The organism is Streptomyces katrae (genome assembly GCF_000717655.1).
Taxonomy (GTDB): domain Bacteria; phylum Actinomycetota; class Actinomycetes; order Streptomycetales; family Streptomycetaceae; genus Streptomyces; species Streptomyces katrae_B.
Genome location: NZ_JNZY01000011.1, coordinates 22,695 through 38,066, shown reverse-complemented (window position 1 = coordinate 38,066; position 15,372 = coordinate 22,695). Strand labels below are relative to the sequence as shown.

General features: G+C 76.1%; 13 protein-coding genes. 5 read left to right on the top strand and 8 right to left on the bottom strand.

The window, feature by feature from the left end; translation table 11 throughout:
* Positions 1-30 precede the first annotated feature (30 nt).
* Genes IF09_RS0116405 through IF09_RS0116395 form a run of 3 tightly spaced genes read left to right on the top strand, consistent with a single transcriptional unit; the run spans position 31 to position 7,057 of the window.
* On the top strand, positions 31-1,194 hold the full coding sequence (locus tag IF09_RS0116405; RefSeq protein ID WP_030296333.1) for an ATP-binding protein: 1,164 nt from the start codon (positions 31-33) through the stop codon (positions 1,192-1,194).
* Entirely contained in the window at positions 1,191-5,114 is a 3,924-nt protein-coding gene (locus IF09_RS0116400; RefSeq protein WP_078613291.1) for a DUF5682 family protein, read from the top strand. The genes IF09_RS0116405 and IF09_RS0116400 overlap by 4 nt, the downstream gene beginning before the upstream one ends.
* Complete coding sequence (locus tag IF09_RS0116395) at positions 5,111-7,057, top strand: SWIM zinc finger family protein (RefSeq protein WP_051832538.1); 1,947 nt, start codon at positions 5,111-5,113, stop codon at positions 7,055-7,057. Before IF09_RS0116400 ends, IF09_RS0116395 begins: the two co-directional genes overlap by 4 nt.
* 209 nt (positions 7,058-7,266) lie before the next feature.
* Here IF09_RS0116395 and IF09_RS46360 read toward each other — a convergent pair whose 3' ends face one another.
* Entirely contained in the window at positions 7,267-7,653 is a 387-nt protein-coding gene (locus IF09_RS46360) for a hypothetical protein (protein ID WP_051832536.1), read from the bottom strand.
* Positions 7,654-7,734: 81 nt separating this feature from the next.
* Positions 7,735-8,259 (bottom strand): hypothetical protein, encoded by a 525-nt coding sequence (locus tag IF09_RS0116385; RefSeq protein ID WP_030296326.1) that lies wholly within the window; start codon positions 8,257-8,259, stop codon positions 7,735-7,737.
* A gap of 76 nt (positions 8,260-8,335) precedes the next feature.
* Between IF09_RS0116385 and IF09_RS41785 the strand changes: the two genes are divergently transcribed.
* Entirely contained in the window at positions 8,336-9,064 is a 729-nt protein-coding gene (locus IF09_RS41785; RefSeq protein ID WP_158709992.1) for a hypothetical protein, read from the top strand.
* A gap of 1 nt (position 9,065) precedes the next feature.
* Here the strand turns inward: IF09_RS41785 and IF09_RS0116375 are convergent, their stop codons facing one another.
* The 3 genes from IF09_RS0116375 to IF09_RS0116365 form a co-directional block, all read right to left on the bottom strand.
* Positions 9,066-10,694, bottom strand: coding sequence for a carboxylesterase/lipase family protein (locus tag IF09_RS0116375; RefSeq protein ID WP_234321025.1), 1,629 nt, complete (start codon positions 10,692-10,694; stop codon positions 9,066-9,068).
* Positions 10,695-10,788: 94 nt separating this feature from the next.
* Complete coding sequence (locus IF09_RS0116370; RefSeq protein ID WP_030296320.1) at positions 10,789-11,298, bottom strand: mycothiol transferase; 510 nt, start codon at positions 11,296-11,298, stop codon at positions 10,789-10,791.
* Positions 11,299-11,417: 119 nt separating this feature from the next.
* The gene (locus IF09_RS0116365; protein WP_106975077.1) at positions 11,418-11,606 is read right to left on the bottom strand and encodes a DUF6381 family protein; all 189 of its coding nucleotides are present in this window, start codon (positions 11,604-11,606) and stop codon (positions 11,418-11,420) included.
* A gap of 233 nt (positions 11,607-11,839) precedes the next feature.
* Between IF09_RS0116365 and IF09_RS0116360 the strand changes: the two genes are divergently transcribed.
* Positions 11,840-12,253, top strand: a complete 414-nt coding sequence (locus tag IF09_RS0116360; RefSeq protein ID WP_030296317.1) for a hypothetical protein — start codon at positions 11,840-11,842, stop codon at positions 12,251-12,253.
* A gap of 244 nt (positions 12,254-12,497) precedes the next feature.
* On the opposite strand, the gene IF09_RS0116355 is transcribed toward IF09_RS0116360, so the two are convergent.
* Genes IF09_RS0116355 through IF09_RS0116345 form a run of 3 tightly spaced genes read right to left on the bottom strand, consistent with a single transcriptional unit; the run spans position 12,498 to position 15,164 of the window.
* Positions 12,498-13,526, bottom strand: a complete 1,029-nt coding sequence (locus IF09_RS0116355; RefSeq protein ID WP_030296315.1) for an NAD(P)/FAD-dependent oxidoreductase — start codon at positions 13,524-13,526, stop codon at positions 12,498-12,500.
* A complete protein-coding gene (locus tag IF09_RS0116350; RefSeq protein WP_051832572.1) occupies positions 13,523-14,074 on the bottom strand; it encodes an isoprenylcysteine carboxyl methyltransferase family protein in 552 nt (183 codons plus the stop codon). Before IF09_RS0116350 ends, IF09_RS0116355 begins: the two co-directional genes overlap by 4 nt.
* 28 nt (positions 14,075-14,102) lie before the next feature.
* The gene (locus tag IF09_RS0116345) at positions 14,103-15,164 is read right to left on the bottom strand and encodes a type III polyketide synthase (protein ID WP_030296311.1); all 1,062 of its coding nucleotides are present in this window, start codon (positions 15,162-15,164) and stop codon (positions 14,103-14,105) included.
* Positions 15,165-15,372 lie beyond the last annotated feature (208 nt).

Sequence of the window (15,372 nt, the reverse complement as noted above, 5' to 3'; positions counted from 1 at the left end):
GCCCGTATCTTGCGAAGGACACCCCACGCCATGACCGTGACCGGCACACCCGTTGAGACTCCTGCGCGGCAAGCGCTGCCCGCCGAGGAGCGGTACGCCGCCGAACTCGCCTTCCTCGCCGCCCAGGACACCGGCCCCCGCCCGCCGGGCTGGGCGCTCACGCCGCGCGCCGTCGTCACCTTCGTGTGCGGCAGCGAGGGCGTGGAACTGGCCCTGGCGGGCCGCCGCCGCGCCGGGCTCCCGGCCAAGCTGGCCATCGCGCCGAAGTTCGTCGGAGAACGGGCCCTGGTGGAGCGGTGCGTCGTCACGCTCGCCGGGGAACGCGGCCTGCTCCTCACCGGCGAGCCCGGCACCGCGAAGTCGATGCTGTCCGAGCTGCTGGCCGCCGCCGTCTGCGGTACCAGCGCGCTGACCGTGCAGGGCACCGCCGGCACGACGGAGGACGCCTTCCGCTACGGCTGGAACTACGCGCTGCTGCTCGCCCAGGGTCCCACCTCGCAGGCGCTCGTCGACTCCCCGGTGCTCTCCGCAATGCGGACCGGGCGGGTGGCGCGCGTCGAGGAGATCACCCGCTGCCTGCCCGAGGTGCAGGACGCGCTGGTGTCGATCCTGTCCGACCGGCGGGTGAGCGTGCCCGAACTGACCGCCACCGAGGACGCGGTGGTCTCCGCGGCCCCCGGGTTCACGGTCATCGCCACCGCCAACCTCCGGGACCGCGGGGTCTCCGAGATGTCCGCCGCGCTCAAGCGGCGCTTCAACTTCGAGACGGTCGCGCCGATCGCGGACGCGGACGCGGAGGCAACGCTGATCCGCCGCCAGGCGGTGGCCGCGGTGCAGCGGGCGGGCGCGGCGTTCGGGGTGGACGACGCGGTGCTGGACGCGCTGGTCACGGTCTTCCGGGACCTGCGCTCCGGGCGCTCGGCGGAGGGCTGGGACGTGGAACGCCCCGGGACGGTCATGTCCACCGCCGAAGCGGTCCAGGTGGCGGCCTCGCTGGGCGTCGCCGCGGCGTACCTGCCGGGCGGCGACGTCCTGGACCTGCTCCCGGGCCACCTGCTCGGCGTGGTCCGCAAGGACGACCCGGCCGACCACGGCCGCCTGCTGGGCTACTGGGACGGCCCGGTCCGCCGCCGCGCCGAAGACGGCTCGGCGATGTGGCGCCGCCTCTGGGACCTCCGCGGAAACCTCCGATGACCGCGCCGAGGACGGCCCCGCAGCCGGCGGCGCACGCCGATCCGGCGCCGGACACCGCCATCGCGGCCGGCCTGCGCAGCGGTGGGACCACGCCGCCGGTGTACGCCGATCTGCCGCCGGAACCGGACAGCGCGGCCGGGCGGCACAGCGGCGCGGCCGCGTCGGCGGCCGGCGGGCGGACCGCGCCTGCCGATCCGCGGGACGCCGTGGCCGCGCTCGCCGCGTCCCGCGCGCCGTACCTGCTGGGTGTGCGCCACCACAGCCCCGCGCTGGCGGCAGCGGTCCCGGCGCTGCTGGACGCCTCGGGGGCGGAGGTGGTCTGCGTCGAGCTGCCGACCGACTTCCAGCCGTGGCTCGAGCACTTGGCGGACCCCGAGACCACGGCCCCCGTCGCCCTGGCCGGCACGGGCCGGGACGGCGGGCTGGCGTTCTACCCGTTCGCGGACTTCTCCCCGGAGCTGGCCGCGATCCGCTGGGCGCGTGCGCGCGGCGCGGAGGTCCGCTGCTGCGACCTCCCCCTGACAGACCCCGGCTGGACCGTGCAGTTCCCGGACCAGGAAGCGACCCGGGGCGGAGCCGTCGACTGCAGGCCGGCGACGGCACCTGCCGCCGGGCAGGGCGGGTCCGCGGGCTCTGGTGCGGAGTTGAGCCGGGCCGCGTCCCGCGAGGCGGACCGGGCCCCGGCCGGTACCTCGGGCCGGTCCCCTGGCCGGCGGTCCTTCGCGGAGGCGCTGACCGCTTCCGGGACCGGGCGCGACGGTGACGACCTGTGGGACAGGGCCGTGGAAGTGCTGGCTCCCGGCTGCGCCCCGGAAGCGGTCCGGCGGGCCGCGCTCGGCGTCGGCTGGGCCCTGCGCCAGGACGGCCCCGTCCCCGCGACGGACCTGGCCCGCGAAGCCCACATGCGCAGCGTCATCAACGCCGCCGCCTCGGGGGGCCGGAAGGTCGCCGCCCTCATCGGCGCCTTCCACGCCCCGGCCCTGCTCGCGACCGGCCCGGCCCCGGACGGTGACGCCTCCGACCCGGAGCACGCAGACCGGGCAGACGCCGGGGCGGAGGCCGGCCGTGCGGCAGGCACGGAACCCGCGGCCGTCCGTGGATCGGCCGCCGGGCCGGCTCGCGTGCCCGGGACGGACGCCGGTGAGGGGGCCGTCACCTCGTTCGTGCCGTACTCCTTCGATCTGCTCGACTCCCGCTCCGGGTACCCCGCCGGGATCCGGGATCCGCTGTGGCAGCAGGCCGTGCTGCAAGCCGGCGGGGATGCGGCGCGGGTGCGGGATGCCGCCTCCGTCGCCGTCACCGGCATCTGCCGGGAGCTGCGCCGCGCCGGGCACACTGCCGGGACCGGTGAGGCCGCCGAGACGCTGCGGCTCGCCTGCGACCTGGCCGTCCTGCGCGGGCTTCCCGCCCCCGGCCGGGGCGAACTCCTCGAGGCCGTCACCACCGTGCTCGGCCAGGGCGAACCCCTGGGCCGGGGCCGGGCGTTGGCCCGTGCGCTGGAGACCGTGCTCGTCGGCACCGGCCGCGGCCGGATCACCCCGCACGCCCCGCGCTCCGGCCTCGGCCCCTCCGTCGAGGCCGAGCTGGCGGAGCTGCGGCTGCCCGGCCCCGAGGAGCCCGCCTCCCGCGAAGTCCGCCTCGACCCGCTCCGCTCCCCGCTCGACCGGCGCCGCGAGGTGCTGCTCCAGCGGCTGGCCGTCTGCGGGGCCTCGTACGGGGAACCCCTCGACGTGGCCGCCACCGGCGACGGCACCGCGCTCGGCACCAAGTGGCGGCTGACCTGGACGCCTTCCGTCCCCGCCCGCCTCGACCTGGCCGGCGTCCGCGGCGTCACCGCCGCCCAGGCCGCAGCAGGGACCCTGCGCGACACCGCCCGCCGGGCCGCCGCCGACGGCGGTCCGACCCCGGCCCAGATCCTCACCGGCCTGGCCGCCGCCGCGCGCTGCGATCTGCCCGAGCTGGTCGGCGTACGGCTGGACGAGGCTGCCGAGGTCCTTCCGAAGACCGCGACCCTGGCCGAACTCCTCGCATCGCTGGACCTGTTGGAAGGGCTCTCCCGCGGGCACTTCCCCGGTACCTCCGACGGCTCCCGCACCGCCGCGGCCACGCTCACCGGCCGGCTGCTCGAAGCCGCCGTACGGTCCCTGCCCGGTCTCGCAGGCAGCGAGGACCACGCCGACGCGCGCGCCCTCGTGGCCCTCGCCGACCGGGCCGCCACCCTGCACCTGGGCCTGCGGATGGACACCGCCCTGGCGGAACTGACCGCCACCGCATCCCCGTTGATGCAGGGCGCCGCACTGGCCGTACGGGTCCTCCTCGATCTCGATCCGGCCGCCGGCCTCGGCGACCGCGCCGCCGGATGGATCGACGGCGCCGGCACCCCCGGCGGCCGCCGCTCCCTCGCCCGCCGCCTCGGCGGCGTCCTGGCCGCCGCCGGACCGCTGCTCGACTCCTCCGCGGCCGCCCTCACCCCGGTCCTCGACCGGATCGACGGCCTCGCCGACCAGGAGTTCCTGGACCGGCTCCCGGCCCTGCGCGGCGGCTTCGACGTACTGGCCCCGGCCGCCCGCGACCGGCTGCTGGACACCGTCACCGAGCGGCTCGGCGACCGCCTCGACCTGTCCCTCGAGGCACCGCCCGCCCTGCTCGCCCTGTGGGCCGCCGCGGACGCCGCCGGCGCCGAGGCCCTCAAGGCCCTTCCGCTGCCGGTCCAGGCGGCAACGGCTCCCGAGCCCGGCCCCGCTCCGGAGGTACCCGTACCGCCCGTACCGGCGCCCCTGCGCGGGGACCACCGGCTGGCCCCCGCCGACCGCTGGCGCCTGCTGCTCGGCCGCCAGCGCGACCGGCTCCCCGCCGGCGCCCGCCGCTACGCGCACGCCCTCGACGAGCTGTACGGCAACGGCCGCGGCGAAGGGGCGGCCGACCTCGAAGGCGGCCGGGGCAGCGGCGGCAACGGCGGCGGCCGGGAGCCCTCGTTCCCCACGGCCCGCGAATGGTCGCAAGAACTCGAATCGCTCTTCGGCGCCGACGTACGCGAGGAAGTGCTCGCCGAGGCGGCCGACGCGGGCCGCACCGACGTGCTGAGCCAGCTCGACCCGGCGGCCGTCCGCCCTTCCGTGGAACTGCTCAGCTCGGTCCTGTCGCTGGCCGGCGGCATGCCCGAGGCCCAACTCGCCCGGCTGCGCCCCCTGGTCAGGCGGCTCGTCGACGAGCTCGCCAAGGAGCTCGCCACCCGGCTGCGCCCGGCGCTCTCCGGCCTCGCCACCCCGCGTCCCACCCGCCGCCCCGGCGGCAGGCTCGACCTGGCCCGGACCCTGCGCGCCAACCTCGCGCACACCCGCCGCCTCGACGACGGCCGGGTGGTCGTCGTGCCGGAACGGCCCGTCTTCAGTACCCGGGCCGGCCGCGAGGCCGACTGGCGGCTGATCCTCCTGGTCGACGTCTCCGGCTCCATGGAGGCCTCGGTCATCTGGTCGGCCCTCACGGCCGCCGTCCTCGGCGGTGTACCGACCCTGTCCACCCACTTCCTGGCCTTCTCCACCCAGGTCGTTGACCTCACCGACCGCGTCGAGGACCCGCTGTCGCTGCTCCTGGAGGTCCGCGTCGGCGGCGGCACGCACATCGCGGCGGGCCTGGCCCACGCACGGTCCCTGATCACCGTGCCGAGCCGCACCCTCGTCGTCGTGGTCAGTGACTTCGAGGAGGGCGCGCCGGTCGGCGGACTCCTCGGGGAGGTCCGCGCGCTGGCCGCGTCCGGAGCCCATCTGCTGGGCTGCGCCGCGCTCGACGACGCCGGCGCACCCCGGTACTCGGTCCCCGTCGCCCGGCAGCTCGTCGCGGCCGGCATGCCGGTGGCCGCCCTCAGCCCGCTCGCCCTCGCCCGCTGGGTGGGCGACCGCCTCCGTGGAGAACCCCGTTGAGCACCGAGACGAACACCGACACCGAGCCGGGTGCCGAGTCGAACGCAGCGCCCCTGCCGCCCGTCGCCCCCGAGGTCCTCGCCGAGGCCGTCGAGAACCTGACCGGCCGGCTGCGCAAGAAGCTCGACGCCGCCATCGAGGGCTGCGCCGCGGGCGCCGCCCGGGCGGACGACGGGAGCGTCACCGTCCGCTTCGGCGAGGACGCCCTCGTCACCCTCCGGCCGGGCCCCGCCGGTACGGTCACCGCAGCCGAACAGGCCGTCTGCACCTGCCTGCTCGCGCCACGCTGCCTGCACCGGGCCGCGGTACTGGGCGCAGCACCCCTGGCCGACTCGGAGCAACCACCGCCCCCCGATGCCGATGCAGCGGCCGGGGCCGGGGCCGAGGCCGGTTCCGCGCCCCCGCCCGATGCCCGGGCCGAGGCGCAGGCGGGAGCTGCTGCCGTTGGCCGTTCGAGTGCCGGGCGAGTCTCGGGGGCCGGGCCGGGGGCCTCTTCGGGCGGCCCCGAGCCCGCCGCCGAGGCCCTCACGGCTGCCCGGCTACGGGCCGCCGCTGCTCTCTGGCAGGCCGCCGCCGAGGCCCTCGCGGCCGGCGTCACGGCCGGCGGCGCCGTGGTCCAGGCCGAGCTGCTGCGGGCCGCCCACACCGCGCGCCTCGCCGGGCTGCCGCGGGCCGAGGCCGCCACCCTGCGCGTCGTACGGGGCCTGCGCGCCGCCCGGGAGCGCAGCGGCGCCCACCGGCTCGGCGACCTCACCGGCGCCTTCCGGGAACTCCTGCACATCGCCGGACTGCTGGCCTCCGGCACGGCCGGGCCGGGGCTCACCGGCACCGTTCGCCGCGCCTACCAGCCGGGTGGCAGCCTTCGGGTGTACGGCCTGTGCCGGGAGCCGGTCCTCTCGGCCACCGGGTACGGGGGAGTGGTCACCCACCTGCTCGCCCCCGACGGCGCCCGCCACTCGGTCTCCGATGTCCGCCCCGGCGGCCTGGCCCGCGCCCGCGGCGCCGGCTCCGCCTCCGTGGCCCTCGGCGGAGCCGCCCTCGACCATGCGGGGCTCGCGCGCGGGGGCCTGCGCATCGCCGGGGCCACGGTCTCCGCCGACGGCCGCCTCGGAGCCGGACGCGGGGTCCAGGCCACCCCGCTGCGCGGAGTCCCGTGGACCGAGGAGCCCGCCGCCGCGCTCTTCGCCCGCCCGGCGGCCGAGGCCGTGGCAGCCCAGCTCGCCGACCGGGACACCGACCCGGACGGAGCCGCGCCCGCCCTCCTCGGCTGCGAGGTCACCGTCGTCGGGGCGGCCGGCGAGGACCTGCTGGTCCGCGAGGTACGAGCGGACGCGCCCCTGCTGCGGCTGCGCGCCGCCCACCCGCATCCGGAGCTGCCGCACACGGCCAACCTGCGCCGTATCGCCGCCCATCCGGGGCTGGTGCTCCGTGTCCTGGGCCGGCCCGACCTGGACCGCGCCGCCACCCTGCGGCCGCTCGCCGTCGGACCGGTGCCCGGCGCGGAGTACACGCTGCGCCTGCCCGAGGAGTGGCTGGGGCGCGCCGACCTCGGCTACGACCTGCTCCAGGGCAGCCACTTCCCGCCCGGGACGGCCGCGGCCCCCGCAGCCCCTGCTGCCGGGGGTCCGGACCTGCTGGCCGACGCACCGCTCTGGCGGGTACGCCGGCTGCTGGAATCCGGGGTCGCGGGCGGCCGACGCGCCGTCGCAGAGGCGGCACGCACCGCCGGGCCCGTCACCGCGTACGGCCCGCTGCGCCGGGCCGGCTTCACCACGGCGGCGGAACTCGCCACGGCCCTCGCCGCGGAGGCGGACCGCCGCCCCCGCGACCCCTTCGGCCGCCTGAAGGACCCGTCACCCGACGCGTACGCCCGGGCCTGGCTCGCCGCATCCACCCACCTGGCCGCGGCGGAACGCTCCCTGGTGGCCGCGTCCTGGTCCTAGGGGTGTCGTCAAAGCCCCTCCTCCCTCCCCCGGCTGCCGCGGGGAGGTGCCCCCAGGCCGGCGGGGCCCGGCACGCGCGCTCGCCGCGTTGTCGTCGGTCGGCGACGCGAGCCTCGCTGACCTCCTCCGCCTTGCGACCGCACGCACCAGACCACCCCGCCGGCCCCGCCCTGACGGGCGGACGACGCTACTTCGGCGCCCCCCTCGTGCTACTCCGCAGAGGTTCGTGGAGGGAGGTTGAGCCGGGCGGCGTATGCGTCGGTGAGGATGCTGCAGGTGCACCAGTCGCCTTCGCACGGGGTGCCGGCCTCCGCTCCGTAGGGGCCGAGGCCGGTCATGAGGGCGAGCACCTCGGCACGTTCCGGCGCGGTGAGAGCGGGAAGCGCGGCGCTGGGCCGCAACCGCCAGGTGTCCGGGACGTCATCGACGTCGCCGACGACCTGTGCGTCGATGAACAAGGTGTAGAGGGGATGTTCGGGAAAGTGGTTGAGCCGTAGGACCCACCAGCGTCCTTCTGCCCGGGTCACCCAGGGGAAGACACTCGTGCCCGCGTCGTGCCAGGTGGACTGCGCGGGCAGGGCGGGGACACGCTTCATGCCCGGACCTCCTGGGGTCGATGTGTTGCCGTCGAGGGGCACGGCCCCGTCCTGCGGCCTTTCGCCGTCCCGCGGCCATGCTCACGGCCGGGCACGGGCGGGCCCGCCCAGCCAGGCGGCCAGTGTGGCGAAGTCAGCGGGTCTGAGGCCGAAGCGGGGGTCCACGTGGTGGAGCAGGGCCGGGCCCGGGTGGTGTGCGGCCACCCAGGCCCGGTCGGCTTCGGTGATCTCGTCGTCGACCCAGGCGAACGGGCGGCCGGCGGCGCAATGCACGAGGGCGCGGGTCTTCCAGTGGATCCGTTCCCGGCCGCCCTCCTCCTCGTACGGGTCCGGCCAGTCCACCACCGGCAGTTCCGGCAGTCCGATGCGCGGCGCGACCCACTCGTTCGCGTCGTCCATCCAGGTCGTCGCCCAGACCAGTTCGCACGGCAGCGCCAGGAGGCTGGGCCCGAGAGTGGGGTCGAGCCTGGCGAGGAGGGGGTTCGCGTCGGGCCGCGCCCCGTACGCCGGATAGCCGTCCGGCAGCTCGTCGGGCGTGGCCCCGAACGGGATGAGCGGGCCGTCGACGTCGAGGAAGAGGAGGGGGCGCTGCCCGGGGCCGGTCATGGCGGCACGATAACCGCCCCCCGGCGTGGAACCGCGGGCGGCGTGATCGCCTCTCCCTGGGCAAGGGGGGACGACCATGACGAGGACAGCTGTGTCCATGGCCGGGAGAGCGGCGGTGGCGGGGCTCCTGTGCGCCGTGCTGGCGGCCTGCGGCACGCGGCATGCCGGGGAGGCAGCCGCGCCGCCCGCGCCCGTGCAGGAGACCTGCGGCCTCGACCGGACGACGGGCGGTGGCGGAACGGGTCTGCCGGATCCGCCGACGGAGGAGCAGGGCGGCGGCTACGCCGGTCCGCCGACGGATCAGGAGACGGGGAGTTACGCCGGGCCGCCCACGGATGAGGAGACCGGTGGTCACGCCGGTCCCCCGACCGATCAGGAGACGGGTGGCGCCGGGCCGCCCACCGATCAGGAGACCGGTGGGTATGCAGGGCCGCCCACCGATCAGGACACCGGGGCGCCGGATCCGCCCACCGATGGGGACATCACCAACGGGGCCGGTCCCTGCGGGGGTGCCGGGTGGTTCGACATGACCCGGGACTTCAACGCCTACTACGCCGAGCGGCGCAGCAGGGTGGACCAGTTCCTGCCCGAGCAGGCCGTCAAGGAGGCCCGGGTCCGCAAGGGGCGGGATGCCGGCGAGGCGATCGTCACCTTCACCACCCGGGCCGTCGGCAAGGGCCTCGCGGAGGACGGCCGCCGGGTGGCGCAGGTGTTCGTGTCGTGGCGGCAGCAGGTGTACGGGGACCACGGCACGGTGTCCGTGCGGACGCCCGACGGGGACGTCGTCACCACCACGCCCTGGTGAGTCACGGCCACTGCGCGTCCCAGAACGCGCAGTGGTGCTCCGCAGGCCCGTTCACCACACGGATCCCGTCCGGCCCCGGCGCGAGGGACAGTACGGATCCGGGGGAGCCGAACCGCGGCCATGCGGTGAGGGGCCTGCCCGTCCGGGCGAACGCCGTCCAGTCGCCGGTCATCCGCTGCGACAGCTCGCGCTGCGGCGCGGTCAGGGCGGCATCCATCGTGAACAGGTAGGGCAGTTCGAAGCCGTGCGAAGCGCCGTACGGGAACCCCTCCACCTCCGGCAGGCCGGTGAAGTTCGGCGCGTCCCGGTCGCTGAACCGGTACGCGTACACCGGCACGTGCCGGGCCACCGCCCTGCTGTCCCGCAGCGCCGGGCAGGTGAACGAGGCGTCCGACAGCACGGCGGCCAAGGCCAGCGCCGGCGTCGGGTACGCCGCAGCCGGGTACTGCGCCTCGACGGCCGGGACGGCAGCCGCGCCGAACGACTGCTCCACCCGGGCCCGGTAGGCACCTGCGTCGGGGACTGGGTACGCCGCGAGGCTCTGCGCCAGGAAGATCCGCATCTCGTCCCGGGTGCTGCCCTCGACCACCGGCACACGGTGGAAGCGGCCGCCCTCCAGGGCCCGGCGGGGTTCCTCGGGCAGCAGGCGGTTTCCGTACGAGACGAGCGAGAACCGCTGCATCAGCTCCGGGGTCGCGAGCGTCGCCGCGTCCCTCCCGCGCAGGCAGTCCACTACGGCGCCCGGCTCCGGCCGGTCGCAGCCGAGCGAGGCCGCCGCCGCGACCCCGTCCGCGACGGTGCGCTGCTCGGACACGAAGGGCTCGTACCGGCCCAGGGTGGGCAGCAGCGAGCGCGCCGGCATGGTGGTGGAGCAGGAGCCGCTCTGCAGGATCGCCCGCTGGAACAGGCCGCCCGAAGCCGGTGAGGTGAGGTGCGCGCAGACGCTGAGGCCGCCGGCCGACTCCCCGAACAGCGTCACGTTGGACGGGTCGCCGCCGAAGCGCGCGGCGTTGGCCCGCACCCAGCGCAGCGCCGCCTGCTGGTCGGCGATGGCGACGCCGGGGGCGCCGCCGAGCGCCGGATGCCCGAAGAGGCCGAAGATCCCGAGCCGGTAGTTGACGGTGACGACGACCGCACCGCCCTGGACGGCCAGTTGCCCGGGCCGGTACAGGTCCCCGGCCCCGTTGACGAAGCCGCCGCCGTGGAACCAGACCATGACGGGCCGCCGCTGCCCGCCCGAGGGCGGTGCGTTCGGCGACGTGACATTCAGGTACAGGCAGTCCTCGGAGCCGCTCGGGCCGCCCGGCCCCACCGGCGGGAGCTGCACGCAGCGCGCCCCCGGGGCCCCGGCGTCGCGTACGCCCGTCCAGCGCGCAGCGGGCTGCGGAAGGCGCCAGCGGAGCGGGCCGGTCGGCGGCGCCGCGAACGGGATCCCCTCGAAGGTGCGGTACGTGCCGTGCGCCCGGCCGCGTACCGGCCCCCGGTCGGTGTCCACCACGGGCCGGTCCGTGGCAGGCGCACCCGCCGCGGCGGACGCCGGTCCGGCGGCCGCCGTGGCGAGCAGGAGGAAGGCGCACCACACGGCGCACCACACGGCGTTCCGGCGTCGTGGGCAACGGGCACGGGACACGGGCGACCGCCTTTCGTCTCTGCCATGCATTCCCCGGAGCAGGCTCGAAATCCGGTCAACTTGCGGGCCCAACCAGGGTGTTCGGCGACATCGCCTAGCGCCGCTGCAGGGCGCCCCGTACGTAGGCCGCCTGGCCGGCGTGCTGGAGGTCGTCGGCGATGACGCTGACCAGCCGCACCCCCAGGGTGACCGGCGGGTCCCAGCGCTCGTCGATGACCCGTTCCAGGTCGGCTGCGGCGAGTCCGCGGAGGAAAGCGGTGCTCTGCTCGTGGACGGCGTCGTAGTACCCCAGCAGCAGTTCGCCCGACTCGACCACGATCTTCCCGACCTGCGCAGCGGTCTGCCCGAAGCCGGTGGCCTCGGCGGGCACCGGCAGGGCGAAGCGGGTGAACCAGTCCTGTGCCGTCCAGACCTGCTCCAGGCCCGACGCGTCCGCCACGTGGTCGTCCTGCACCCGGGTCAGATGCCACACCAGCCAGGTGATCGAGTTCGCCTTGGGGTCGACCCGCGCGTTCAACTCCTCGGCCGAGAGCCCCTCGACCACGTCGTGCACCACCTCCCGGATGCGTCCGTACGCATCGGCCAGAACCTCCGTAGCCTTCATGCACCGTCCCCAGACGTGTCCGCGAAACCGCCGAAACCACCGAAATGACGTGACGTGACGTGACGTACGGCATCGGCCGGTGCCCGTGGCCACCGGCCGATGTGCGAGGCGACGCGGGGCTACATGGGATCCATGCCCCGGTCGTCGATCTTGCCTTCCTTCTCGCTCTGCTCCCGGAGCCGGCGGGCCTTCTCCTGGAGCCTTCGGCGTTCTTCCGGATCGGTGGAGCGTTCGGCCGCATTGCTCAGCTCCTGCGCCTTCTCGCGCAGTTGCCGGACCCGGCCGTGGGTTTCGCCAGCGCTCATGATCACTCCTCGGGTGTGGGGGGTAAGGAGGCCGGATTCAGCGAAGCAGCAGCACCGGGCGGGCGCATCTCGAACCGACTGCTCCGGTGACCGCCGGGAGGGCGGCTCCCCCGTTTGCCCGCCCCGAATGGCGCAGCGGAGCGGGGTTCCGCTGAATGTGACTGAGCGTGCGATTCCCATGACGCACGTTGACCGGCGCGATGTGCAGACCCGCGCGTCGGCGAACGGAGCTTTCCATGACTGACCCCATCACGCTTGCGGCGACACAGGACGACGACCGCCGCGAGCTCCCCGACACCACCGGCGCAGCGACCAAGCACCTGCCGGGCGACCTGACGGCCCTGGCGTCGCAGACCCCGACGGCCCTCCTCCCGCTCCTCGCCACCGGGCTGTGCCCGGGCCTCGGCGCCCTGCTGGCCGTGCGCGACACCGCCGCAGCGTGGCGGGCCGGCGCGGCGGGGGCCGTCGCCGTCGTCGCCCTGCACGTGGTCGGCGCAGTCGCGGGGTTCGACCCGCTGGAGGGCGCGGCGAGCGCCTCCCTGGCCTGGGCGGGCGTCACGGCGGTGCTCTGCGCCGCGGCCGCCGCCGTCCTGGCCGGCCTGGCGCTCCTGAACCGGTCGCCGCAGGCCCGGGCGGGCGCCGGCGGCTGACCGCAGGACGGGGGCGGGACCGGCACGTACGTGCCGGTCCCGCCCCCGTGGCATGCGTGCGTACGGCCGGTACCGCCGTCCTAAGGGCTGTCCCGCAATCCCCGGCGGGCGCACGACGCCGGCTACGCCGCCTCGCCGCATTGTCGGAACGCCCGAATGCGCCCAGTATGCGGACGCTCCTCCGTCTTGCGATGCACCGCATCCGACGCCGCGCGCTGATCCACCGGGGATTACGGGACAGCCCTTAGGAGGCGAGCAGGTTGACCCCGTGCGTGAACACCCTCGGCAGCCGGGCCGCCAACGGGACGATCCGCCCCGCGAGCCGCGGCTGTTGGCGTGCCCAGAGCAACGACGCCGTGAGCGTCCGGTAGCTGCGCGACAGCTCCCGCCAGGCCCGCTCGTACGCCTGCGGCCGGCCCTCCCGTACACAGCGGACGAGTGCGCCCGCGGCCGTCACGGCCAACGTCAGCCCCTCGCCGGTCAGTGCGTCCACGTACCCCGCGGCGTCCCCGACGAACAGCACCCGCCCCGCGACCCGTACCCGGGCCTGCTGGCGCAGCGGCCCGGCGCCGCGCACCGCCGAACCGGAGCACCCGGCCAGCCGCGAGCACAGCAGCGGGAACCGGGCCAGTTGCACGTCGAAGGGGGCGCGTTCGGTGGTGAGGACCGCCACGCCCACCCGGCCGGGCCCCAGCGGGGTCACGTACGCCTCGCAGTGCGCCGACCAGTGGACCTCGACCAGGTCGCTCCAGGGCTCCACGGCGTAATGGCGGCGCAGCCCGTAGCGGGGCGGCCGGCCGGGGGCGGGCGGCGCCGCGAGGCCCAGGCCGCGCCGGACGGGGGAGTGCAGGCCGTCCGCCGCCACGAGGTGGCGGGCCGTCAGGCCGGCCGCGCCGACCCGGTCCTCGTCCTGGCGGACCTCGCCGACGCGCCGCGCGAGCACCCGTACGCCCAGCCGGTCGGCGCGTTCGGCCAGCGCCGTATGGAGGACGGTCCGGCGGGTGCCGAGACCCGCCCCGGTGCGGAAGAGCCCCTCCGCGTGCAGGCCGCTCACCCCGTCCAGGTAGCGGATGCCGCGGAACGGGCTGCCCGGCACGCGGACGCCGAGCTCCTGGAGACGGCGGACGGCCCCCGGCATCAGGCCCTCGCCGCAGGCCTTGTCGATCGGGGTGGGGCGCGGCTCCAGGACCACGACCTCCATCCCGGCCAGCGCCCCGTGGATGGCCGTGGCCAGCCCGGCCGGCCCGCCGCCCGCGACGAGCAGGTCGATCACCGGGCCCTGCCCTCCGCCGGTACGGCACTGCGGTACACCGGCGCGGCATGGGCCAGTGCGTCCTCCTCGCAGCGGATGCGCACGCCGAGCAGCAGGAGGTTCAGCACGGTGAAGCCGGCCGCAGTCATCCAGGCGGTGTGCACCAACGGCAGCGCCGCACCCTCCACGACGACCGCGACGTAGTTCGGGTGGCGCAGCAGCCGGTACGGCCCCGCCGCCACCAGCGGCAGCCCCGGGACCACCAGCACCCGGGTGTTCCACCGCGGGCCGAGGGTGCCGATGCACCACCAGCGCAGGCCCTGGGCCGCCAGTACGAGCACGAGGGCGGACCAGCCCGGTGCGGGCAGGAACGGGCGGTCGGCGAGGAGCGGTTCCACCACGCAGCCCACCAGCAGCGCGGTGTGGAGGGCGACCATGGCGGGATAGTGGCCACGGCCGTACTCGATGGCGCCGCGGGACAGGCTCCAGCGCGCATTGCGGCGCGCGACGGCGAGTTCGGCGAGCCGCTCGGCCACGACGAGAGCCATGAGCAGCAGGTACAGGTCCATCGTATCGATCGGGTTCAGGGGCATGAGGTCACCAGCGCAGGAGGACGAGTTCGGAGGCGAAGCCCGGTCCGAAGGCGATCATCAGCCCGACCGAGCCCGGTGCGGGCGGCCCGGCGGCCTGGACCGCGCTGAGGACGTGCAGGACCGAGGCCGAGGAGAGGTTGCCCGCGTCCGCCAGCGAACGCCGGCTCGCCGCGAAGGCGGAGTCCGGCAGTGCCAGCGCGTCGGCCAGCACGTCGAGGACCTTCGGCCCACCGGGATGGACGATCCACGCGTCCACGTCCGGCGGCTTGAGGTCGTGCCCGGCGAGGAACGTCTCGATCTCCTCGGCCACGTGCAGCCTGACCAGGGCGGGCAGTTCACGGCCCAGCACCATCCGGAAACCCCAGTGGCCGATGTCCCAGCCGAGCAGCCCCTCGGTGCCGGGGTACAGGCGGCTGCGCGCGGCCACCACCGAAGGCCCCGGCCGCGTCCCGTGCAGCGGATGGCCGCGGCCCACGGCGAGCAGCGCCCCGGCCCCGTCGCCGAAGAGGGCGCCGGCCACCAGGTTCGCCACCGAGGTGTCCGAGGGCTGCAGGGTGAGGGAGCAGAGCTCGGTGGACAGCAGCAGGGCCGCGTGGTCCGGGCGGCCCGCCAGGTAGTCGTGGAGGTGGCCGAGTCCGGCGGCGCCGGCCGCGCAGCCGAGGCCGAAGAGCGGCAGCCGCCTCACGCCGGGGCGCAGACCGGTACGGGTGGCGAGGCGGGCCTCCAGCGAGGGCGTCGCCAGCCCGGTCACCGTGGTCGACATGACCAGGTCCACCTCGCGCGCCGTCAGGTGGCCCGCTTTCAGGGCGGCTTCGACGGCGTGGGCGCCGAGCTCCTCGGCCGTCTGCACGAAGAGGGCGTTCGTCCCGCCGAAGTCGTTCGACGGACCGTAGCGCTCCAGCGGGAGCGCGAGGTGGCGGGACTCCACGCCCACCGAGGCGTGCAGCCGGTGGAGCAGGGCGGTGTCGGCTCCCGGGGGCAGGAAGCGGGCGAGCGCCGCCGTGATCTCGGACTGGCGATAGCGGTGGGGCGGGAACACACTGCTCACTGCCAGAACGCGCGTCATTGATTCAACATAGGGAACAACTGACATTTCGTGAGGAATCCTGCATGCCGGGCGCGGCGCGGCATAGTGTGATCGCGTGCCCCCCGCCCGAGCCGCAGACGGAACTCCGCCGACGCCCGCCGCAGCCCCGCAGACGGGCCGGCCCGTGCCCGCCGCCTCCGGTCCACCCGGTCCACCCGGTCGATCCGGTCCACCCGGTCGATCCGTC